Raw genomic sequence first — 23,818 nt, 5'->3', positions numbered from 1 at the left:
ATTAGGTTAGTTTGGGTTCGATAGATTGATTCCTAACGCTTCAAGCTGCTGATTGATCCAAGCCGTTGCTGTCGCTTCATCAGTTTCAATCGCTCTTTCTACTCCTGTTTTAGCAATTTCTAGCAGTAGCTTGGATTGCTCCCGCTTTTGATAAGAGGCTTCAACTAACTCGTTAATAATCTTCTGAAAAGCATCAAGAAAATGAGGAACTTGGATTTCTCTAAACTTGGCAGGGCTAAAATTTGTCTGGTTTCCCGTCATAGAGTATTTCTCAATTTCCTGTCTTCCATATTGAGAATTAAGAAAAACTGTTAAAACTTCAGAACTTATCAGATGTTTTTTTGGCCGCACACGAAATACGTAAGAGGCAAAAGCAAAATTAGTATCTTTTGGAACTAATGCGCTTTTGCCAACAAGCTTTGGATTACCATTTGTTCTGCATATCACCACATCGCCTTTTCTAAGTTTCAAAGATTGAAATGTAGCTTCATCAATAAGATGGCAGTATTTAGCTGGAGTTCCTATAAAATTACTTTCAAACTCATTGAGTCGTAATACTGGATAGCCTATGCAATTTTCATTCAAGTCTTTAGAAGTGCCATATTGAACAAAATCAATAACTTCTCCCCCACTCAAAAATTGATTAAATTTACCTGTTTTTGCAATGTAAAATTCTGCTTCCAATCTATGTACTTTCTCTGCTTGAGTATCACAAAATTTAGCCTCAATTACTTCCAGCCCATTCATTAACTGTTGATACCTCACAGCATCAAACGGCGCAACAGATGGCCTAAATTCAAAAAAACTGAGCTTCTCCTTTTTGGCAAACTCAATAAACGCTTCCGCAATGCCGTCTTCCGTCAGTCCTTCGTGGTTATACAAATCATGATCCACCACTAAATGACCGTGAACATCTTGCAAAAAATCGCCCTCCACCCCCACCATTCGCTGCATCGGAGAAGGCGGCATCAATTCGCCCAGTTCGTCATCAGGCGGTGAGGTAGAAAATGAAATTTTGCGCCAGATTTTATCCCCAGAATTATCCTTCCCCGATTTCCGCATCGTCGCAAAAAAGATGTTGTAGTCATCTTGTCGTGGGCAGAGTGCGCCCGCCTTCGGGTCATCATTCCACTTCTGCACAAACAGCACCGAAGTCTTTGTACCCGTGTGCGGCTTAAACGTATTACCATGCAGCCCCACCACCGCCAAAATCCGGCAGCGTTCCGCAATGAAATCTCGAATATTCTTATCAGATGAATTGTTAAACCGTCCTTGGGGCAACACGATCGCCATTCTACCCCCCGGTTTCAAAAAGTCCAAATTGCGCTCAATAAACAAAATATCGCGCCCCACCTTGGTTTGCCACTTACCATCGGGCTTCTTTGCCAAATCATAGCGGGCAATCATCCGCGGTTCTTTGATATCTCCGGCAAAGGGCGGATTCGCCATCAACACATCAAACTGAAACTCTCGAAAATCCTTATTCCCTTTCGGTCGCAACCGTTTTAGCCGTTTGAACCCAGCATTATAAACGTTATCCCATTCTTCTTGTTCCGTTACTTCATTCCACAGTTCATAGTCCAGCGTGTTCAAGTGCAATACATTTGTCTGCCCATCCCCCGCAATTAGGTTTAGCGTCCGCGCCACCCGCACCGCCTTCTCATCAAAGTCGATGGCAAACACCTTCTCTTCTACATATTCACTACAACGGGGTGGCTTATCTTCCAACGAAAACAAATGACTTGCCTGCAACCCCTCATCCGCCAAAATCTGCCGCCACACATGAAAAATCGTATGCACCGGAAACCCAGATGACCCCGCCGCCGTATCGATCATGTACTCATCTTCTTGGGGATTGAGCATTTTTACGCACATATCAATCACATAGCGCGGCGTGAAATATTGCCCTTTATCTCCCTTACTGCTCTGGTTAATCAAATACTCAAAGGCTTCATCGATTACATCCAGATTGGAGTTAAACAGTTTCACATTCTCCAACGACGACACACAGACCGACAGGTGCGAAGGCGTGAGGCTAATTTTAGCATCTTCACTAAACACCCCTTCCCACTTTTTCTTTGCCCCATCAAACAAATCCTGAATCTTGCTTTTGAGTGCCGCTTCTGTTTGTCCCGTATTACGAAACTCTAGAGAACGGGTTTTACGGCGGTTGCCCTGCCCAGAATACCACTCATCATAGAGCTTCGTAAAAATCAGCTTAAACAGTTCCTCAAATACATCTACCCCAGCATTCGCCAGCACCTCGTCTTCCATTTCTTCGATCAACGTCTTGAGGGATTTATTCTCCTTCATCAATTTGTCATTGGCAATCAAGTCTTCCAGGGTGAACTTGATCTGAAGAATATCTGCCAGGGTTTGATTAGCGTTGGGCAAACTGGGGATATCTTCAAAATAATTGGGATCTTTGCGCTGGTAGTAGGAAATTTGATCGCCATTCGTCCAAATTGCGATCGGCGCACCCGTAGCATTGCAGTAAGAGCGAAGCTGATCTTTGCCATCCTTTAACTTTGGCTTCTTTAGCTCTACAATCATGTAGACTGTGTTCGGACGATCTTTGTCCATCACCACAATGTCCGCCCGTTTCACCTCCCGCCCAAAGTTCACCCCATACTCAACTTGAATGCGATTGAGAGGATAGTAGAGGCGTTTATTCAAAACCTGTAAATATAGCTGCCGAATTGCTTCCTCTGGCGTCAGCTTAATTGCCTTCTGACGCACCAAACAAACGATATAAGGCACTTCGCCACTTTTGGTTGCTTTCAGAGTAATGCTCTGCTCTAACTGCTCAATTTCCGCCACAGTAAACTGCGACAGTTTGTAGTTTGAGTCTTTGAGGATATCGGCTAGGTTCATCAGGCGCTACAGGATCTACATAAAGGCTTAGTCCGTTATAGAGTGTAACGCTATTGTAGAAATCGACCTATAGGTTTTCTTAATACTTTGAATAAAGACATGGGAAGTGCCAAATTGAAGCATTGATGCGATCGCATCTTCTCAAGAGTGCGATGGCAAAGCAATAAGCATCATTCACCGTAGTATAGCGATGAAGTTGACTGGAGGCAGATAACTCTATCCACTGCATTTAATTTGTTATGCCGCGCTCATTCATGCACTGGCGCTACTTCGCGTGATGCTAGGAAACCAAGGACAATTGCTACCAAGATCAATGCTGGAATATCGCCGAACAGGTGTCCACGTTCCGCAGGATCAATCACTGCGTGTACCGCCATGATCAGTCCGTGGACAAAACTCGACCAAACGGTGAACCAGATTAAACTCAGATGCGCTTCTGGTTTTCGAGAAGCCCATAGTAAAAAGATACCGAGCGTCGCATAAACACCCACGATCATCTGTTCGTATTCATATTGACCTGGTTGCCATGACCAGCCCGATGACCAGACCTTCATCAACGGATAGACCAGGAGAAAAGCAATTCCAACAACAACAAGGGCGATTCGCAAGTACCGATGCTGCTCATCCATTACTCCAACCTCACACTATTTTTCTCGGGTAGTTTCTACTAATGGAATGCCTATTTCTAATACTATTCTCACTAGTGACACTTCAACTTAGGAGTGTTAGGAATCTTGATGTTCCTCTTGGTTTAAAGTTGATCCAACACTGAATCGTCTGCAAACCAATGGGCATCATTTACGGTAAATGATACCTACTTATTGCTCGTTACGCCGTCTGTGTAGAAGCCGCTTTTAAGTCTGCGGTGGATTTTAAGCGGGTGATGTGGCTTTAAAGGTCGTGGAGTACATTCATCAAGCAGGATTCGCATAGGCTGTTAGCATTTCTTTTGCTAATTCAAGGGCTGCGATCCCCTGTTCACGACTAACACTAGGGAAATGATCTAGAAACACATCCAATGAATCGCCAGATTCAAGATAATCAAGTAGAGTTCTCATTGGTACACGAGTTCCCACAAAAACAGGAGTTCCCCCCAGAATATCAGGGTCGCTGTGAACAATACGGGGTGTTAACGCCATAACAAGTTCAACCAAATGGCTGCCAGTTTTTACATTAATCTTAACCTACCCATACTTGGTGGAGCTTATCTGAGTATTGAAGCATTGACGCGATCGCCTTTTATGAAACAGATATTTTGAACAGGATGAAAATGCGATCGTTTTTTTATAGCCGCTATTGTAGAGACGCGATTCATCGCGTCTTCTTTAAATCCCACAATCATGGCAACCGATCCTTTTTAAATTTTGGATGCAAGAATCTTCAATTCCATTATCCAAAATTTAAAATCTAAAATTCGGTAATAATGGCATTGCTCACTCCCCATTGCCAAACCACCAAGGGTCATTACTTGCGTTGGTTTTAATCAAAAAAGCTTTTTTTCGCATGAACCGTTTCAGGGCTGCTGCACCCATGCGTGACCCTCCCAGTCCGGAGAATTTGAAGGCGTTTTTCTCTCCCTCGTGCATGATGGCGGTGAGTGCAGCATCGTTGATACTGATGGCACCTGCATCTATATACTGGGCAACTTCTAAGGCTTCTGCTTCTGATTCGGCAAATACCGCAGCACTCAGTCCATAAATTGAATCGTTTGCTAAAGATACTGCTTCCTCAACTTTGGCAAAAGCCATGACTGGCATAATGGGACCGAAAGTTTCTTCGGTCATCACTTTCATGGAATGATTGACTTGAGTAAGCACTGTGGGACGACACCACCAACCGCCTCCTAAGTCTTCAACTACACCGCCGCAGTGAATTATTGCTCCTTTTTCCACTGCATCTAAAAGATGATCGCTAATAAGTAATTAAACAAAATTAATTACACAAATGAATATATAATATACTCTCAGAATATTTTGGATAATAATTAGAGTTAAAATGATTTTTTTGAGAGAAATCAATCCTCTTTCTTTGAAACTACTGGAGCGAATATATCGCCAAAGCAGATATCATCAGGTGCGCCAAAGAGCACATTTCTTAATTTTAGCTAATCAAGGAGTAGAGTTACAAGAATTAATGAAAATATTTAATGTTAGTTATAAGACTATCTATAACTGGATAAATCGTTGGGAATCATCAGGGATGGTTGGACTTTATAATAAACTAGGAAGAGGTAGAAAACGAATATTTAAACCAGAACAAGAAGCAAAAATTAGAGAGTGGGCGAAACTTGAACCAAGACAATTAAAAAAGACGCTACAAAAAATTAAATCAGAATGGGATATTGAAGTTAGCACTGAAACTATTAAAAGAATATTAAGAAATTTTTATATGACTTGGCATCGAATGCGACGAGATGTTGGAGGAGAGCCAGATCCTATAGAATACAAGGAAAAATCTGCACAGTTAACAGAGTTTAAACGATTAGAAGACGAAGGTAAAATTAACTTATATTACTTAGACGAAACCGGATTTTGTTTAATTCCTTCTGTTCCTTATGGATGGCAAGATATCGGAGAGTACTTAACTATTACTAGTCGCCGTAGTGCGCGCCTAAATGTTTTAGGAATCATGAATCGAAATAATCACCTTGAAGCTTATGTCTCTTTTCAAAGTATCAATTCAGATGTGATTATTGCTTGCATTGATACTTTCTTTCCCCAAGTAGATAAACCGACGGTAATTGTTGTTGATCAATCCTCTATTCATACCAGTGATATGATTATTGATAAAGTTGAAGAATGGCAAGAACGTGGCATTACCATCTTTCAATTACCTTCCTATTCACCAGAGCTAAATTTGATTGAAATTTTGTGGCGGTTTATTAAGTATCAATGGCTCGAAATAGATGCTTACAAAAATTGGCAAACCTTTGTCGCATCTGTCGAAAATATTCTCCGAGAATTTGGTAAAAACTATGTAATTAATTTTGTTTAGCTACTTAATTGCTGCTTGTCTTTCGGCAATGATGGGGCCAATTTCTCCACTTTCAACTGTGGGATAAGCTAGCTTCAGCCGATGGGCTTTTGCTAATAGTAGATGGTAAAATTTTTCAAATATGGATTCGGCAACGTAAATTCGCTCAATTGATAAGCATGATTGTCCGGCGTTGACGACGGAACCCCACAATATGGCTGAGGTTGCTAATTCTAAGTCGGCTGATTCTAAAACGATCGCGGGATCTTTTCCCCCTAATTCCAAACAAGCTGGAATAAATTGTTTCGCAGCTGCTTGGGCGACTTTTCGTCCTGTTGCCACACTGCCTGTAAAGCATACCAAATCTACATTTTCAATTAAAGCAGCTCCGGTTTCTCCTGCTCCTTCAACAAAAGTTAAGACATCGCGCAATTTGGGCACGGCGTTGAGTGCTGTAATTAGCGGTGCTAGGAAGCGGGGAGCGATTTCGCTGGGTTTGACGATTACAGCACAACCCGCCAACAATGCGGGAATGGTATCAATGGTAGATAGCAATAGGGGGAAATTCCACGGGCTAATGATGCCAACTAAGGGATAAGGTACTGATGTTTGTTGCAAGGCAATGAAGGGAATTGCTGTGTTTTTTGCAGATTCTTGCAGCAATTCCGGTGCTAACTTACACCAACGGTCAATGCTAGAAAAGAAGGAATCGATTTCTAATACTGAAGTTGATAATCTGCCTGTATCATTTACCAAAGCTTCCGTTAAGCGATCGCGTTCAGATAATATCGCTTCTTTCCACTGTTGTAAAGCTTCAATTCTCCCCTCGATACCCAGTTGTTGCCAATGAACCTGCGCCCGACGCGTGCGCTTACATTGCTGTACCAACAACCTGGGAGGCGGCGGGATAATTACGTAATCATATTTGCCAGTTCGGGGGTTGCGGACTTCTATTGGTTTTGTCATGAGTTGGGAGTTGGGAGTTGGGAGTTGGGAGTTGGGAGTTGGGAGTTAGGAGTTGGGAGTTAGGAGTTAGGAGTTAGGAGTTAGGAGTTAAAACTTAGGAGTTAGGAGTAAAATTTTCTCCCCATCTCCCCATCTCCCTCATCTCCCCATCTCCCTCATCCCCCTCATCTCCCTCATCCCCCTCATCTCCCTCATCCCCCCATGCCCCATGCCTAATTCAAATTATCCCCAGCTTCGCTAATCGTTCAATAGTGGCTTGCTGTGTTTGGAGGAAGTGTTTGCGGTCTACTTCTTTATCCAGCATAGTATTAGCGGGGTAAAAGTGTGACTGGCGATAACTTTCGGCGTAGAGTTCAAATCGTTGGCGGGCGAGTAAATTATTTAACCCTGGTCGGCGGCGATCGCGGCGTAATGCTGCTAAATCTATCTCGGCGAATGCTGCCATGCTTTCGCCTGCACCTGTCTCTGCTAGGACTATTCCGCGATGATCGATGATTTTGGAACCACCATCAGCGGAAGCAATGGGGATAGCAATATTAGCGATGCCGGCGGTATTAGCTGATACGACATACGCGAGATTTTCTACGGCGCGAGAAATTTTTGCCGCGTCTTTGGGTGTGAGGTTTTTGTTATACACTTCTGAGGTGGAATGGACAAAAATCTCTGCTCCTCGCATGGCTAGACACCGCGCGACTTCTGGATACAAAATTTCTTCTGATGCTAAAGCTGCCAAATTACCAATCTCAGTTTTAGCAACGGGGAATACTCCTTCTAAACCATAGCAATCAAGATATTTATCCCAAACGTCATGGGGAGTGGGAGCAAATAAAGAATTTAACCGCCGATAGCGTAAGATAATTGAGCCAGAGGGGTCAAGTATAAAGCAGGTTTGGAAGTATAGTCCAGGAAAGTTGGGGTCAACTTCGTAGGCGTTACCAGCCAAAAATATTTTATGCTTTTGGGCAATTTTTCCTAGTGCTTCATATTCAGCACCAGCCATTTCCACACAGGCTTTTTCTGCCCATCCTCCGAGAGAATCTCCCATAGGAAAACCAGTGAGAAAATATTCTGGCAGGACAATTAAACGACAATCAAAACCAATGAAAGCAATACTAGCTGCAATTTGTGAGGCTAGGCGATTGATGGAGTTTAGCATGAGCGATCGCGTTTCCTGGCAATCGCTTGCTTGGTTGACTGCATGACAGGTAACTTGCAGCGCTAAGGCACGGTATGATTCTGGATTGGGCATGGGGAGTCATAATAAAGAACTAATTCGTAATTCGTAATTCGTAATTCGTAATTAAATTTTTAATCTTGATTCATTGAGGGTAGAAGCTCTTTAATTTTTTAATTAAAAAATCAAAAATTATCATTATTCAGAGCAACTACCTTTAGGTATGGACTAATAATTACGAATTACGAATTACGCATTACGAATTATTCTGTCGCCACCCCAGAGCGATCGTATTAGTTTATCTGTTAATTGGGTGCCAAAAAGTTGGGCGGCAAATTTATTACCTGGATCGCGTTCAGCAGCGGTTCGGCGTAGCAATAAGTCACGAATTGCTAAAGTTGTCCGTGAATCTTCTGATATAGGTTCAGCTGTGTTTATCCACGTTAGCCAGCGTTCTAGGGTTTCGTGTGCAACTGCGCGAGTGATTTCGAGTGTATCAGAAGTAGGTGCGCCGGTGTAGCAGAAATTAACAGGGGATTGAAACAGGCGAACATAGACGCTTTTGCTGGTAAATGCCTTTAGCCGCGCATCTTCTTGCAACTGCAAAAATGCTTGGTTAACTGGTTCATAATAGCGATCGAGATATGCCAAATCCGTTAAAAGCTCAGTTCGAGGAATGTAATCTATATAAAATAAAATATCTGCATTTGGAAGTGTGCCAAACTCAAAGGCCAAATGGGGAACCTGGATATGCGACGCTAACCAAGTAGTGAGACGCATGGTGCTAAACTTGGATTTTTCGGGGTTTCCTAACCATGAATGCACTAGCCAATCAATTTCTGTTCCTGAAAATGCGCTCAGGGAACCGTTGATATTGCCATCAAGACTGCTGTATTGCTGTAAATCTTCTACAGAAGGATCTGGATTTAACTCAAAACGAGCCTCCAATTTTTGGCGGAGTTCTTTTGTAATTTCCCACAACTGCTCAAATACAGCTTTATTGTCTAGATTGGTTGGTTGCTGAGTCATGATTGGAGTTTGTTGGTTTTGTATAGAGTTTGACACTTGCCTAGATTTATTGTCAGAATCCACACGGTAGGGGCGGACAGCTGTGCGCCCCTACAGGCGATGTGTTGCAAAAATTTTTGACCGTGGTGTGACATGTAATTATTGCAGAGCAATTGGGCAAGTTGATAGTTAGGATACCATCACAAATTGCATGAAATATAATCCTGAAAAACATCATCGGCGCTCAATTCGATTGCAGGGATATGATTATTCTCAAGTTGGAGCCTATTTTGTTACCATTTGCACCCATCAAAGAGAATGTTTGTTTGGAGCGATCGCAGATGGCATCATGGAATTAAACCAATTTGGACAAATGGTGGCGGATGAATGGATACGAACATTGGACATTCGTCCTGATTTTGAATTCGATGAATGGATTGTAATGCCCAATCACCTACACGGTATTGTGGTTATTAAACAATCTGCAAAACCAACTGTAGGGGCGCACGATGTAGGGGCGCACAGCTGTGCGCCCCTACCAACGGGTATGTTACACCGCAGACCGCGATTGCTATCATCATTTGTTGCTGGATTTAAATCGGCTACAACTAAACGTATTAATCTTGTCCGTAATACCCCTGGAATAAAAATTTGGCAGCGTAATTATTACGACCATGTTATTCGTAATGAATCATCGCTGGAAAAAATTCGTGAGTATGTGCAAGTGAATCCAATGCTTTGGATGAAAGACCAACTGCATCCGGAAAATCCTTCCAAATGGTAATTTTGATCGGGTAGGCGGGCGTAGGGGCGCACAGCTGTGCGCCCCTACGGTATTCTGAAAAGGGGGATGCTTTTACTTTATCTATTTTATGTCTTCTGGCCAAAAACTACGGCAATTACTAGCGCGTCCAGAAATTATCGTGATTCCTGGTGTTTATGATTGTTTGGGAGCCAAGTTAGCCGAACAACAAGGTTTTGAAGTCGTGGCTACCAGTGGCTTTGGAATTGCGGCTTCTGTTTTGGGTTTACCAGATTATGGTTTTGTCACGGCTACGGAAATGCTTTATAGTGTGGGGCGGATTGCTCAATCAATTAATATTCCGCTGATTGCTGATTTGGACACAGGTTATGGTAATGCCTTAAATGTGATTCGCACTATTAAAGATGCTGTACAGTTGGGTGTTGCTGGGGTGCTGTTGGAAGATCAAGAATGGCCGAAGAAGTGCGGACACTTTGAAGGGAAGCGAGTTATTCCCCAAGCCGAACATGTGGGCAAAATTCGCGCCGCAGTAGCAGCGCGTGGCGATAGCGGTTTAGTAATTATTGCTCGCACTGATGCGCGTGCGCCGCTGGGTTTAGAAGAAGCGATCGCCCGTGGTCGAGCTTACATTGCCGCTGGAGCAGATATACTATTTGTGGAAGCTCCCCAATCTGTTGAAGAGTTAAAGGCGATCGCTGCTGCTTTCCCAGATGTGCCACTAGTAGCTAATATTGTTGAAGGTGGTAGAACTCCGCAACTTTCTACTGTTGAATTACAAAAGTTAGGCTTCAAAATTGCATTTTTCCCCCTCACTGCTTTACTCGCTGTCACACAAGTAATGAACACTTGTTTTGGGCATCTCAAAGAACAAGGAACCACAGCTAATTTACCCAACTTAGTTAACTTTCAAGATTTTCAAGAACTCGTCGGCGTTCCTAAATATTTGCAAATGGAACAAGATTTTAAATAAGAATTCAGAATTCAGAATTCAGAATTCAGAATCAAGAGTCCTTGGGCGCGGAGTCTAGCAACTAAAGGAGATTCTCCTGCTTCCTTTCGCATTCGTTCTGCATACTCGAAGCGTCGTTCCATATCAGCATCTATTTCTTGTTTATGATCCCAGTAATAAGCTAGTGCAGAATGAATTTCGCTCATACTAATGTGAGGGTAGTTCAAATGTAACTCTTCAGGACTCCAAGCATAAGCAAACCGAGAAGTTACCAATTCAACAACTTTCATTGTTGTACCTTTGATGATGGGTACACCACGTTCATCAAGTTCTACATATTTATGTTCCGTGGGTGTGAATGTCATGATGTTTACCTCTGTTGCTTAATTCTGAATTCTGAATTCTGAATTCTGAATTCTGAATTCTCTTATAATTATGGACGATTTCCCCTTACCTGAGAATTACTAATAGAAAATCCTCGACGCGTGGGTTTAATACTAGCTAACTCCACCTGAAAACTTACCTTATCCCTCATTTCGCCGCTTCTCGCTTCCAAAGTCCAATTACCTGCACGCAAATTCCAAAATAAAGAATTAGCTGAATTTGTATCTAACTTTTCACCATTTAACCACCACTCCACAGATGCCGATTTATTTCCCCCTAATTTGAATTCTAATTTTTGCTTTCCTGCTTCACCTGGATACAACAAAAATAAATCGCCATGATGGGGAGATAAAATTCTCAAATTATGAGAAATTAAATGCGATCGCTGTTGTTTTGCCAACCACTCATCATACTCTGGCGGCAAATCAAATTTATTTGCAGTTTCGTAATTATTCTTATCTTCTGGATAGAAATATTCCTGCACTACTGAGGTACAATCTGATGTTGGTTTTAAACCAGAAATTGCACAAACAGGTAATTGTATTAAACCTTCTGGAGATGGAAAAGCTGCTGGTTCTTGATGTTCGTGCAGATGTAACATAATTCGATTCCATAACGGTGCTGCACCTGTAACACCTGAAACCTGACGCATCGGTTCGCCATTGAAATTACCTACCCAAGTAGCGACGGTGTAATCTGTGGTGAAGCCAACTGTCCAAGTATCACGAAAATTAGAAGAAGTGCCAGTTTTAACAGCAGCGGCAAAGGGTAAATTTAACACCGAGTCTACACCAAAAGCTGTTGCACGAGCATGGTTGTCACTGAGGATATTGGTGATTAATTGCCAAATCGGCGAATTTTGGATTTTAGATTTTGGATTTTGGATTGGGGAATTGGAAAATGTGGTTACTAAAGGAATGGCGTCTCCTTGTCGTGCTATGGTTAGGTAGGCACGGGCTAATTCCCAGAGAGTGACTTCGCCACTACCCAAAGTCAAACCTAAACCATAATGTTCTGGAGTTTGATTGAGGTGTTCAAACCCCAGTTGATGCAGACGTTGTAAAAAAGTTTCCACGCCTACTTTTTCTAACACGCGCACTGCGGGTACATTGAGAGAATTTGCTAAAGCGATTCGCACCCGTACCGGGCCTAGAAAACTTTCGGTATAATCTGTTGGGCTATAAAGTTTCGCGCCGGGAATAGCGTAATGGGCGGGTACGTCTGCCAAAATGGTGTTTGGGCGAATGAGATTTTTTTCTAAAGCGAGTTCATAGACAAAAGGCTTGAGGGTAGAACCTGGTTGACGTAGCGCCTGTACTCCATCATTGCGTCCGAGTTTGGCTTCATTAAAATAATCGGGTGAACCGACATAAGCCAAAACTTCGCCGTTGTGGTTGTCAATTACCAACGCCGCTGCATCATGGACGTTGTTAGGGGCGAGAGAAGCAATTACTTGCTGTACCTGTGCTTCCACAAATTGCTGTAAAGGACGATTTATGGTTGTGCGAATCACAGAATTTTCGAGACGCGGAGAAATTTCTTGTGTTTGCGTCTTATCAAACTGATTTGCTAACCAAAATAAAAAGTGTGGTGCGGCGATAATTCCCGGTGGGCGAGATTGAAAGACAACTTTTTCGGTGGATGTTCGGGTTGCCATTGCCTCACTCACATACCCTTCCTGTACCATACGATTAAGCACATATTTTTGTCGCTGCTTGAGTCGTTCCCAATGTTCGTAAGGATTAAAATAAGTGGGATTATTAGGAATAGCAGCTAACAAACTCGCTTGGGCAAGATTCAAATCACTGGCTGGGATGGAAAAATAAGTCCGCGCCGCAGCTTCTACACCATATATATTCCCTCCCATTGGCAGCCGATTAATATATGCAGAGAGAATTTCATCTTTATTCATCCCTGCTACTAACCGCCAAGCCAGCCAAATCTCTTGCATTTTACCTGAGAAGTTGCGCGGGACGGGATCTAACATCCGCGCCAACTGCATAGTGATAGTGGAAGCACCGGAAACAACTCGTTTGGCGTGGATAGCTTCTTTGGTGGCGCGGATGACTGCTTTCATATCCAAGGCGCCATGTTGATAAAAGCTAGCATCTTCAGCCGCTAAAATCGCCTGAATAAACTGCGGCGAAACTTGATTTAGGGGTATTACTGATGTATGCTCTTGATCGCGAGTCAGCAACGTGCCTAATGGTAAATTATTGCGATCGCTAAATTGCATTGCTAGTTGATTTTGGGCTATATCTGCGGCACGAATTGGCGCAAAATAAGGTAATAAGCGCACCAGCAGACAGATTAGCAGCACAGCCAGGATAACCTTAGTGTGCTTAAATTTAGTTAGCGATCGTAAAATTCGTTTCATCAGTGCCCAACAAAACTTACCTTAATTCTGACGCACCGATTACATCTACATCAGCAAATATGTCAAACCCTTAATAATTAATTCGCAATAACTTAGGAAATGTAAATTAATGTTCGCGTAAATTCAATACTTCTTAATAGTTAAGAATTGTAGTTATTTGTTGGAACAATCACACTGAATTAGTTATCTATATAAATAAACACAATTACATTCAAACTTTGGGCACAAATAATTAGCGATCGCGTCCTTTATTCGTCTTGGTATTGCCTACTTAATTAAGGAAATCCCAACTTGTATTCGCCATAATTTATTAATTTTTAATTTTGAATTACTAAAAATATGCTTATCAGATTTTTCTTCCGTTTGCACTATACAATTGTCCATCTCTTCGAGACGCTGCGCGTTCACGTAGTGTCTCGCAGAGAACGCGTCCTTGGCGGTTTGTTAAAAAAAATCAGTCGTTCTTCGAGAAAGAAGAGAACAATACAATTTCTTCTTCTGTTTACATTTATGCTAGGAATGGCAGGGTGTAATTTCTTTGGTATCAACTCAACCAAAGAACAACTTCCAACAGTTTCCCAACTCACCCCGCCAAAACTACCAGACTGGATTGAACAAATAAGCCCCATCGGAGATGCCAAACCCCTCAACCAAATCCGCATCCGTTTTAAAGAAGCCTTAATCCCAGTTGAGAGTCTTGACAGTCCAGAACAACAAAAATTATTACAAAAATTTGCCATTTGGCCGCCTTTACCCGGAGAATTTCGCTTTTTGACACCGCGCATGGTGGGATTTCAAGCCCAGAAAGCACTGCCAAAAGCCACGCGATTACAAGTTACCCTCAAAGCAGGTTTAGCCGATTTAAAAAATCATCGACTAGACAAAGATTTAGCTTGGACATTCAATACCGAATCTATCAACTTAACTAATTTACCCGGCGTCAACCCCATCGAAAAAGCTGACGCCGAACCCATTGATTTACAACAGAAATTACAATTAACTTCCAATGTAGAATTAGATTTAGGTTCTGTACAAGAACATTTACAGTTAATTCCTGAAGGTAAAAATCAAGGTGTACGCTTCAAAGTCGAATTAAATAAAGAAGAAAAGCCATCAGAAGACGAAGAACCTGTAGAAAAATTTGACCCTTCCGCACGTAATTGGATATATAACCTCACCCCACAACAAAATCTCGAAAAAGCAACCCGTTATCGCCTAGTATTTTCTCCTGGAATACTTCCTGCTTATGGCAATCTTCCAACAGAAAAAGAATTTGCCACTAAGTTAGCAACTTATTCGCCTTTAGCATTTGGGCAAATTAACTTTTACGGACAGCCAGATGCAAGTGGAACCTATGGAAGATTTATTAAAGGTAGTCCCCAGTTAGAATTTAATAACGTCTTAATAGCAGATTCCGCCAAAGAAAATATTACCATTAATCCAGCACCAAAAGATATTGCGAGAATTCTGCAAGTCAACGATGAAGATAGAATTGTCGGTATCAATCCTTATGCCCTAGAACCAGCTAAAACTTATACAATTACTATTAACAGCAATCTCAAAGATAAATTTGGGCAGACTTTAGGTAAACCCGTCACAATTAAATACGATACTGGAGATTTAGCCGGGGATATCTGGGTACCATCAGATTTAAATATTTTCCCCGCAGGTAAAGATTTACAGTTAAATATTAGTACGGTAAATCTGCCAGAATCGCAATATAAAGCAGCTTATCAAGTAATTAAACCGACAGATTTAGTTTATTTTAACTATAGTAATGATTTCTTACCAAAACCTGCCGAGTGGCAAAGCTTCAAAGTATCAAGTAAGAAAAATCAATCAGTTGATGTTACTGTTCCTCTGCCAGAAAAAATAAATTCTCCTACGGGAATGTTAGCTTATGGAGTCCAAGCCCGCACGAATAAATATCAGGAGAATGGCAAGGAATTGTGGCGGGAACCTACGACTTATGGGATGGTTGAATTGACGAATTTGGGCGTATTTACTCAATGGTTTCCAGAGTCAGGATTCATTCGCGTTAATCATCTTACTGATGGTTCGCCAGTGAAAGCGGCTAGTATTGAAATTTATCAATCAAAATTACAAGCAAAATCTCGTCCTGAACCTGTACCTTGTGCAACAGGTAAAACTGATGAAAATGGCATTCTTAGAGTTAACCGTGAACAATTACAGCAATGTAATTCGGAAAATCAAAGTTCTGTTAAATCACCCCAAGTATTAGTAATTGCCCGTGAAAATCAAGATTGGGCATTTGCGAGAGTCGAAGAATATAGCGGCGTTTATGGCTACGGAATTGACGCAGGTTGGCAAGATAATAAACCAGAATCACGCGGGGTAATTTTCTCAGATAGACAGTTATATCAACCAGGTGAAAAAGCTTGGTTGACGGGTTTTGCTGACTACTTACAAAATGGTGCTATTCAGCAAGATAAAAATGCTGTTTATCAGCTAACTCTCCTCAATCCCGATGGACAAAAGACTAACTTAGGCACGCAAACGACAAATGAATTTGGTACATTTTCTCTAGAATTGCCCATCCAAAAAACTCAGCGCTTAGGTTACTATACAATCCAAGCAAAAGGTAAGAATGGGCAAGAAATTTCTGGGGAATTTCGGGTAGCTGAGTTTAAACCACCCAATTTTAAAGTTGAACTCAATTTAGATAAAGAATTTGCTCTCATTGATGAGAAAGTTGATATTAAGGCAAGTAGTAATTATTTATTTGGCGCACCCGTGGAAGGCGGAGAAGCAAAATACTTTGTCACTCGTCAACAGGCTAATTTCATTCCCAAAGGTTGGGAGCAATTTAGTTTTGGTAGGCAATGGTTTTGGCCGGAAGAATCTCCGACTGTATCTAGTGATGTATTGCAAACTAATGCCCAACTAGATGCTAATGGTAAAAGTAGTCAAACGGTAACCGTGGCTAAGGATTTACCATATCCCATGACTTACCGAATTGATGTGCAAGTTGCAGATGTTTCTAATTTATCTGTAGCAAATTCTCAAACTTTTACAGCCTTACCAAGTAATCGTCTTATTGGGTTAAGAAGCAATTTTATCGCTGACGCTGGCCAGGCTTTCCCTATTAACGTGATTGTTACTGACCCTACAGGAAAACCAATCACAGATCAACGTGTACTGGTAGAATTACAAAAGATAAAATACAGCAGTGTCACACAATTAGTTGAAGGTAGCCGGACGCCAAAAAATCAAGTCGAATATCAAACAGTCGGACGCCTAGAAATTATATCTGGTAACGATGTACAATCGGTAAGTTTGATACCTCCTGAATCTGGATCGTATCGTATTAGAGCTAATTTTAGCGATGATAAAGACGAATTAAGGGCCACAGATTTACAAGTTTGGGTAACTGGAGGAAATCCAGTATTCTGGGGTTCGAGAGACAAAGATGTTTTAGAAGTTAACCTAGATAAAAAAGAGTATAGGCCTGGTGAAACTGCTACTGCACTAATTCAATCTCCCTATCCAGATGCAGAATTATACTTTGCTGTCATCAAAGACAAACCTCTTTTTCAGCAAATTACCAAAGTTCAGGGAGGCGCACCACAAATTCAATTCCAAATTACGCCAGAAATGTTACCGAATGCAGCCGTGGAAGCTGTATTAGTCCGGCAAGGTAAACCGATTAACCAAGTGGAAGCGGGAAGTTTAGATAACTTGGTGAAGATTGGTTTTACACCTTTTAAAGTTAACTTGGCAGATAAATATTTAAACCTGCAAGTTAAGCCATTACAAGCATCATTAGAACCTGGTGCCCAGGAAACAGTACAACTAGAATTGAAGGACAATCAAGGAAATCCCACCAAAGGACAGTTTACAGTCATGGTGGTGAATGAGGCGGTGTTACAACTTTCTGGTTATCGTCCGCCAGATTTGGTAAATACAGTTTATGCAGAACAGCCGATTTCTACCCGCTTTAGTGATAATCGACCAGATGTTATCTTACAACCACAAGATGTAGCGAAACCAAAAGGTTGGGGTTATGGCGGTGGTTTCTCAAGTGGTGCAGCAAATACTCGCACTCGCACAGACTTTCAAGCCTTAGCTTACTACAATGGTTCTGTTCTCACCGATGCCAATGGTAATGCACAGATAACCTTTAAATTGCCGGATGACTTAACGACATGGCGAGTGATGGCTGTGGCGACTGATGGAAATCTGCGTTTTGGTAACGGCGATGCGACCTTTATCAGCACCAAACCACTGCTAACTAATGCTATCTTGCCACAATTTGCCCGTCCAGGCGATCGCATCTTCGCTGGTTTATCCGTCACCAACAACACCGGGAATACCGGAAATCTCTCAATTAATGGCGAAGTTAGCGGTACAGTTAAGTTTGCCGAGAAAAACCCCACAACTACAGCTTTAGAAACCAAAGCTGAATCTGCAACTCACGCTTATCGCTTTCCAATGGTGGCGGATAATGTCGGAGTCGGGAAAGTTCGCTTTACCACTCAGCTAAATAATACAGCCGCAGATGCTTTTGAATTACCTTTGGAAGTTAAGCCAATTGAAATAACAGAACAAGTCGTTGAAACTGGTGTAACTGAAAAACAAGTACAAATTCCCTTGAATGTTGACAAAAATACCTTCCCTGACGCCGGAGGTTTAGATATTCAATTGGCGAGTACTTTAATTCCCGAAATTAAAGCACCAGCAAAGCAGGTTTTAGCAGATAATGATTTACCTTTTGCAGAACCCGCAGCGAGTCAATTAATAATTGCGGCTAATCTGCAAACTCTTTCTCAAAAATGGGGACTGGGGACTGAGGACTGGGGACTAGGGAATGTAAATCAGTACGTTGAAAAATTACAAAAACTGCAAATAGCTGATGGTGGTTTTGCAGCTTTCCCCGGACAAGAAAAATCTGACCCTTGGGTTTCTTCCTATGCGGCTGAATCTTTAGTGAAAGCAAATCAGGCGTTTCCTAATTTAGTTGATGCGGGAATGTTGTCTCGCCTCAAAACTTATTTGCAAAAAGTTTTAGCCAATCCTGGAGAATACGATTTTTGCAAACAACTACTATGTAAAAGACAACTGCAACTGAAAGCTTTAATTGCTCTATCAGAACTAGGTGAAAAACGCAATACTTTCCTTGGAGATATTTACGAACAGCGCAATAATTTTGATGTAGTCACTCAAATTAAACTTGCGCGATATTTATCTCAATTCCCAGAATGGCAAGACGAATCTCAACAATTAGTGAACAAGCTGCAACAAAATATATATGAAACTGGTCGTACAGCAGTTGTGAGTTTACCATCTAGCTGGGGATGGATGAGTTCATCTACCGCAACCCAGGCGGAAGCTTTACGTTTATTTATTGCCAAACAAAGTAAACCCGAAGTCATAGATAAGTTATTGGAAAGTCTTCTGGTATTGCGGCGGAATGGTACATGGCAAACTAACTATAATAATGCCCAAGCATTAACAGCTTTGGTAGAATATAGCCAACTGCAACCCACGCCACCTAATTTTGTTGCCACAGTACAATTAGCTGGGAAAAAGTTAGGAGAAAATCGCTTTGAAGGCTACAAAAATCCTAGCTTACAGCTAAATGTGCCGATGAATCAATTACCTCGTGGGCGTAATGATTTAACACTACAAAAATCAGGTAATGGCAATCTACATTATTTGGTTGCTTATAATTATCGCTTGCAAGGAAATCAACCAGGCAGATTTAATGGGTTACGCATAACGCGAGAAATTAGTCAAGTAAATGAAGAGAAAGTTTTACAAAAAACAGGGCTTTATGCTTTGGATAAACCCTTGACTTTAGCCCCTGGACAAGTGTTTGATATTGGTTTAGAAATTATCTGCGATCGCCCCGTGGATCATATAGTAATAAAAGATCCCCTACCCGCAGGTTTTGAGGCGGTGGATGCGAGTTTTCAAACTGCTACGGCTGCATTACAAGCAAAAGCCGATAATTGGGAACTTGGGTTTAGGGATGTGTACCGCGATCGTATTATCGCCTACGCCGACCACCTCGAACCAGGAGTTTACAGCCTGCATTATTTAGTCCGTTCTGTGACACCTGGGACATTTTCTTGGCCTGGTGCCCAAGTTTACCTCCAATATGCACCAGAAGAATTTGGGCGTACTGCTGAATCTACATTGATATTGGAGGATGGAAAGTAATTATTTATGCCATCTTTGGCTAAAACAAATCTCAAAATCTTTCCAAGTCTATACGAGCCTGTTTTAAAATCTTGGCTAGAGTGGAACGCTTAACTGTTAGATGAGCCGGAACAGTCAATTTTAAAACTTCATCTGGTAAGGTTTCTTCCAATCTAATATGACTACCTCGCTGGCGTACAACTATCCATCCATCCCGTTTTAGCGCAGCGATAATCTGAGTGTAGGGTAAATTGGGAACTTTACTCACAGTACCAATTCCCTCACAATTACTCCTTCTTGAGTAATCAATTCATCTTCCAATGGCTCTAGGTAAAGTTCTATTGCTTCTTGGATATTCTCTAATGCTTCTTCCACAGTTTCTCCTTCACTGATACAACCAGGAAGTGAAGGAACATAAATAGTATATCCACCTTCGTCACTAGGTTCTAATACAACTTTGAGTTTCATAACTTGGCAATGAACTTACTTTTCTATTTTTAATGATTTTTGGCGATGGCTGCTTCTTGAGCATTTTAATTGAACAGTGAACGATTGAAAGAGGCGATGTCTAGGTTGGGCTACGCCTACGTATTATCGCTTACGCCGACCACCTCTAACCAGGAGTTTATAGCTTGCATTACTTAGCTTTTGATTTTGCCCGTCTTCAAAAGTAGGTCGTTTTTTAAAACTCAAATAGGAATCCTACATATCTATTCAGGATGAAGAATGAACTGGGAAGAAGGGTTAGAAATTTTAGATGCAGTTGTTTTTAACAAAAAAAACCGACACCTGAAAGATGTGGAAAGAATTATCCTTAAAGGGTCATGGCAAGGACTAAGCTTTAAAAGTCCGTGTTTTCGGTTGGTCGGAGGCTTTGAAAAAAAAACAACTAAGTCATGGATCTTTGAGGTTGGGTTTCCTTGCATCAACCCAACCTACTGAATTATTAAACAATACTCAACTGATAGGCACCCTCAATTTTGAGCAGTGTATCCTGATTTTTTACAAAAAAGGTTTTAATTTCCTGCCATCAATACTGTATACTCCTTTTATCTAACGGCATGAAATATCCAATGATTATACTATTTGATAATAGGGGGAGCAAACACTTGTAGGTCGATATTGTTAGGGAAAGGATAACTTATAGCTTGACTACCACTTATCCCATTAGTCTGAGCGATAATTTGAAAAGAACTAGCTCCATAAGGTCTGACATATATATCTCTATTGAAGTCAGGCAATTGTAAACTATAACTACAACCGTTATCAATGTTGCTACCTGTAGCGTTGACTTGAGCTAAATTCTTCTCGGTAGCAGTGTTAAATAATTGACCCTCAGCAGGTTTAGTAGGAATGAATTCTTTCAGAGTCACCTGAATTTGACTGCAAGGAATTGCACCAATTCTTTCTCCTCCTTTCACTATATTTCCTTGAATTGTGACAGTATTTTGAACTCTTTGACTTCTTGGATATTTTTGAGCTAACTGTATAGTTTGCGTTGGTTGAGCATTCGCTATGGCTGTAAAGCTAGCTAATACGCTACATGTCAAAGTTGCAATCAAGGTTGGCGAAATACATAATTTCATACAGGACATAGGACATCTCCGATATTCTATAGTAGTGAGTGTTTATTGATAGTGTGAATTGGGTCTATCAATTCTGTGTGAATGGCTTTATGTTGATTTATATGATTGGTTTTTTGGTTTTATGCAGTGCATCCTGATTTTTCATATAAAAGCTGATAAATAAAAGATGATCTATGACTGGCGGGCATTATCGCCTACGCCGACCACTTAGAACCAGGAGTTTATAATCTACATTACTTAGTCCGTTCTGTTACTTCCGGGACATTTTCTTGACCTAGTGCCCAAGTTTACCTGCAATATGCACCAGAAGAATTTGGGCGCACTGCTGAGTCTACATTAATCCGATTGTAAATTGACCTGTAATATCATGTCCGGCTAATCACTTATCATTAAAATATCTCCGTGTCCCCGCGTCCCCGTGTCCCCGCGTCAGCCTAAATCATAAGTCTTTTACCGGACATGATATAATTTCTAGATTATTAAAGTGAAATACTATTACAAAATGTGTGAATCAAATTTCCACTGCTCATGTTCCAGATTTTCATAGTATTATCCGCACTACTGCTGACTAAAGTTTTACCATCGGCACTAATAGCTACAGCAGAAATGTTGTAGAGATGTCCTGAGAGAGTACGAATTAGTTGGCCAGTGCGAATATCCCACAGTTTAATATTCTTGTCTGAGCTAGCACTCACGAGAGTATTACCATCTATGCTCATAGCTACAGCAGTCACTCTACCGGAATGCCCCTTGATTGTGCGAATCTGCTCTCCAGTGTGAGTATCTTGTAGTATGATTGTCCCATCTCCATAACCGCTAACAACAGTACTACCATCTGGGCTGATACTAATAGAAGTAACTGAAATTACATCTTCAGGATAACCATTCTCTACTGTTGTTTGCTTCAGGGTACGAATCAACTTGCCAGTGGGAATATCCCAGAGGATAATTTCGTCACCAACACTACTACTCACAAGAGTACCGCTATTTTTGCTGATAGCGATCGCATTCACCAAGAATGAATGCCCTGCTAAGTAGTTGAGCAATTTACCAGTACGAATATCTCGTAATTTGATTTTCTCACCATGAGAACTAATGAGGATATGATTATCTGAACTAATTGCTACATTATCAACCCCAGTATCTGCAAATGTCAGATTTAACTTGCCAGTTTGCACATCCCATAATTTAATTGTCTCATCGCCCCAACCACCAGTAACTAACGTATTTCCATCAGGACTAATAGCAAGAGAACGAACCCACATATCTTTGATACTGCGAATTTTCTGCTGGCTGCGAACATCCCATAAATTTATGCTGTTGTCGGAATTGAGACTAACCAGAGTTTGGTTATCTGGGCTGATGGCAACATATTGAAACCAATCAGAATGTCCGGCAATGGTGCGAATTTGCTCTCCAGTTTTCACATCCCAGAGTTGAATATCACTGGCATTAGCACTAACTATGATATTTCCATCTGGACTAATAGCTACTGTCCGAGGTGAAGAACTACTATAACTAAAAATCAGTGTGCCACTCGGAGGATTTTTAGGTGATGATTCTGATAAATCTAATTCTTTGATAGGTTGACCAAATGTGCGGAGTAACTTTCCGGTTTTAACATCCCACAGTTTGATCGTACTATCCCAAGCACTACTAACTAAAGTACTGCCATCTGAACTCATAGCTAATGATTCTATCATCCCGGAATGGCTTTTAAGTGTGCGAATTTCTGTTCCAGTTGCCATATTCCACACTTTAATAGTGTTGTCGTAACTACCACTAAACAGAGTTTTACCATCCGCACTAACGACTAATTTAGAAACACCATCCAAATGCCCTTTAATTGTACGAATTTCCCTAGCAGTTTTAAGATCCCAGAGTTTAATAGTTTTATCAGAACTACCGCTAATAACAGTAGTGCCATCTGGAGCGATAATTGCAGAATTCACCCACTCAGAATGTCCCCTAAATCTACGAATTAATTTCCCTGTGGAGATATCCCAGAGTTTGATAGTTTGATCCCAACTACCGCTAATGATAATTTTACTATCTTGACTAACAGCTAAGGACTGAATCAAGTCAGAGTGTCCTTCTAATGTCCGAATTAATTTTCCTGTAGAAATATCCCATAATTTGATAGTTTGATCTTTGTTCGCACTGATCAAATTTTTGCCATTATGACTAATTAAACCTCGATATCCCGCACCCTGGAATGTGTGGATTAACTTGCCTGTAGCAATATCCCAAAATTTGATATTATCGTCGTTACTAGCACTGATAAATGTTTTTCCATCTGGGCTAATATCTACGGAGTTAATCGCATTAAAATGCCCTGTAAATTGACATTTATGAGCAGAAATTTCCGCTTGTGTGTTGTCTGTTGCATTTGAGTTGTTTATTTCTGCAGCCACAGGTAAAACAAATTGAGCCAGAGAAAATACAACAACCCCGACAATGCTATAAGCCATTTGGGATTTATTATTATTCTCTAGATTAATTTGTCTGGCGGACTTGATTTTAGACATACCTTTCCAGTCCAAGAGTGATTAGCGATCGCCTGTTTTTTCTGGCTCTGTCTTACTGCTTAAGAAACTCTTCG

Annotated in this window: 17 protein-coding genes and 3 pseudogenes; 6 read left to right on the top strand and 14 right to left on the bottom strand. The window is 41.2% G+C overall.

Annotated features, from left to right (window positions below; genetic code table 11):
* Window positions 1–6: 6 nt before the first annotated feature.
* The 5 genes and pseudogenes from IQ276_RS08875 to IQ276_RS08855 all read right to left on the bottom strand — a co-directional run.
* Window positions 7–2,820, bottom strand: coding sequence for an N-6 DNA methylase (locus tag IQ276_RS08875; RefSeq protein WP_235115538.1), 2,814 nt, complete (start codon window positions 2,818–2,820; stop codon window positions 7–9).
* A gap of 133 nt (window positions 2,821–2,953) precedes the next feature.
* A complete protein-coding gene (locus IQ276_RS08870) occupies window positions 2,954–3,103 on the bottom strand; it encodes a hypothetical protein (RefSeq protein WP_193921602.1) in 150 nt (49 codons plus the stop codon).
* 19 nt (window positions 3,104–3,122) lie between these two features.
* Complete coding sequence (locus IQ276_RS08865; RefSeq protein ID WP_193921600.1) at window positions 3,123–3,503, bottom strand: DUF6632 domain-containing protein; 381 nt, start codon at window positions 3,501–3,503, stop codon at window positions 3,123–3,125.
* 285 nt (window positions 3,504–3,788) lie between these two features.
* Entirely contained in the window at window positions 3,789–4,013 is a 225-nt protein-coding gene (locus IQ276_RS08860) for a DUF433 domain-containing protein (RefSeq protein ID WP_193921599.1), read from the bottom strand.
* A 294-nt stretch (window positions 4,014–4,307) separates the two neighbouring features.
* Window positions 4,308–4,793: pseudogene (locus IQ276_RS08855) on the bottom strand (aldehyde dehydrogenase family protein); the annotation flags it as partial.
* 76 nt (window positions 4,794–4,869) lie between these two features.
* Between IQ276_RS08855 and IQ276_RS08850 the strand changes: the two are divergent.
* Window positions 4,870–5,868, top strand: a complete 999-nt coding sequence (locus IQ276_RS08850; RefSeq protein ID WP_193926121.1) for an IS630 family transposase — start codon at window positions 4,870–4,872, stop codon at window positions 5,866–5,868.
* A gap of 6 nt (window positions 5,869–5,874) precedes the next feature.
* Here the strand turns inward: IQ276_RS08850 and IQ276_RS08845 are convergent.
* The 3 genes and pseudogenes from IQ276_RS08845 to IQ276_RS08835 all read right to left on the bottom strand — a co-directional run.
* Window positions 5,875–6,813: pseudogene (locus tag IQ276_RS08845) on the bottom strand (aldehyde dehydrogenase family protein); the annotation flags it as partial.
* A gap of 217 nt (window positions 6,814–7,030) precedes the next feature.
* The gene (locus tag IQ276_RS08840) at window positions 7,031–8,062 is read right to left on the bottom strand and encodes a nitrilase-related carbon-nitrogen hydrolase (RefSeq protein WP_235115537.1); all 1,032 of its coding nucleotides are present in this window, start codon (window positions 8,060–8,062) and stop codon (window positions 7,031–7,033) included.
* 174 nt (window positions 8,063–8,236) lie between these two features.
* Window positions 8,237–9,016 carry a red chlorophyll catabolite reductase gene (locus IQ276_RS08835; RefSeq protein ID WP_193914205.1) on the bottom strand — a complete coding sequence of 260 codons (780 nt, stop codon included), beginning with the start codon at window positions 9,014–9,016 and terminating at the stop codon, window positions 8,237–8,239.
* Between the two features lie 190 nt (window positions 9,017–9,206).
* Here IQ276_RS08835 and IQ276_RS08830 point away from each other — a divergent pair, with 190 nt between their 5' ends.
* Both IQ276_RS08830 and IQ276_RS08825 read left to right on the top strand, forming a co-directional pair.
* Complete coding sequence (locus tag IQ276_RS08830; RefSeq protein WP_193914207.1) at window positions 9,207–9,779, top strand: transposase; 573 nt, start codon at window positions 9,207–9,209, stop codon at window positions 9,777–9,779.
* A gap of 88 nt (window positions 9,780–9,867) precedes the next feature.
* Window positions 9,868–10,728 (top strand): isocitrate lyase/PEP mutase family protein, encoded by an 861-nt coding sequence (locus IQ276_RS08825; protein WP_193914209.1) that lies wholly within the window; start codon window positions 9,868–9,870, stop codon window positions 10,726–10,728.
* Window positions 10,729–10,739: 11 nt separating this feature from the next.
* Here IQ276_RS08825 and IQ276_RS08820 read toward each other — a convergent pair whose 3' ends face one another.
* Window positions 10,740–11,072: a DUF433 domain-containing protein gene (locus IQ276_RS08820; RefSeq protein WP_193914211.1), complete on the bottom strand. Its 333-nt coding sequence runs from the start codon at window positions 11,070–11,072 to the stop codon at window positions 10,740–10,742.
* A gap of 68 nt (window positions 11,073–11,140) precedes the next feature.
* Window positions 11,141–13,468, bottom strand: a complete 2,328-nt coding sequence (pbpC, locus tag IQ276_RS08815; RefSeq protein ID WP_193914213.1) for a penicillin-binding protein 1C — start codon at window positions 13,466–13,468, stop codon at window positions 11,141–11,143.
* 510 nt (window positions 13,469–13,978) lie between these two features.
* On the opposite strand from pbpC, the gene IQ276_RS08810 reads away from it, so the two are divergent.
* Window positions 13,979–19,651 (top strand): alpha-2-macroglobulin family protein, encoded by a 5,673-nt coding sequence (locus IQ276_RS08810; RefSeq protein ID WP_228042838.1) that lies wholly within the window; start codon window positions 13,979–13,981, stop codon window positions 19,649–19,651.
* A 31-nt stretch (window positions 19,652–19,682) separates the two neighbouring features.
* Here IQ276_RS08810 and IQ276_RS08805 read toward each other — a convergent pair whose 3' ends face one another.
* Entirely contained in the window at window positions 19,683–19,898 is a 216-nt protein-coding gene (locus IQ276_RS08805; protein ID WP_193914217.1) for a type II toxin-antitoxin system HicA family toxin, read from the bottom strand.
* Window positions 19,895–20,098, bottom strand: coding sequence for a type II toxin-antitoxin system HicB family antitoxin (locus tag IQ276_RS08800; protein ID WP_193914219.1), 204 nt, complete (start codon window positions 20,096–20,098; stop codon window positions 19,895–19,897). Before IQ276_RS08800 ends, IQ276_RS08805 begins: the two co-directional genes overlap by 4 nt.
* A gap of 258 nt (window positions 20,099–20,356) precedes the next feature.
* Here IQ276_RS08800 and IQ276_RS08795 point away from each other — a divergent pair, with 258 nt between their 5' ends.
* Window positions 20,357–20,572 carry a helix-turn-helix domain-containing protein gene (locus IQ276_RS08795; RefSeq protein ID WP_193914237.1) on the top strand — a complete coding sequence of 72 codons (216 nt, stop codon included), beginning with the start codon at window positions 20,357–20,359 and terminating at the stop codon, window positions 20,570–20,572.
* A 140-nt stretch (window positions 20,573–20,712) separates the two neighbouring features.
* Here the strand turns inward: IQ276_RS08795 and IQ276_RS08790 are convergent, their stop codons facing one another.
* A complete protein-coding gene (locus tag IQ276_RS08790) occupies window positions 20,713–21,225 on the bottom strand; it encodes a hypothetical protein (RefSeq protein WP_193914221.1) in 513 nt (170 codons plus the stop codon).
* A gap of 177 nt (window positions 21,226–21,402) precedes the next feature.
* Here IQ276_RS08790 and IQ276_RS41380 point away from each other — a divergent pair.
* Window positions 21,403–21,567 (top strand): annotated as a pseudogene (locus IQ276_RS41380) (alpha-2-macroglobulin family protein); the annotation flags it as partial.
* A 128-nt stretch (window positions 21,568–21,695) separates the two neighbouring features.
* On the opposite strand, the gene IQ276_RS08785 reads toward IQ276_RS41380, so the two are convergent.
* Window positions 21,696–23,744, bottom strand: a complete 2,049-nt coding sequence (locus IQ276_RS08785) for a WD40 repeat domain-containing protein (RefSeq protein WP_193914223.1) — start codon at window positions 23,742–23,744, stop codon at window positions 21,696–21,698.
* Window positions 23,745–23,818 lie beyond the last annotated feature (74 nt).

Source organism: Desmonostoc muscorum LEGE 12446, assembly GCF_015207005.2.
Taxonomy (GTDB): Bacteria; Cyanobacteriota; Cyanobacteriia; order Cyanobacteriales; family Nostocaceae; genus Nostoc; species Nostoc muscorum.
The sequence above is the reverse complement of the archived record's forward strand: the minus strand, read 5'-3'. Positions and strand labels throughout refer to the sequence as shown.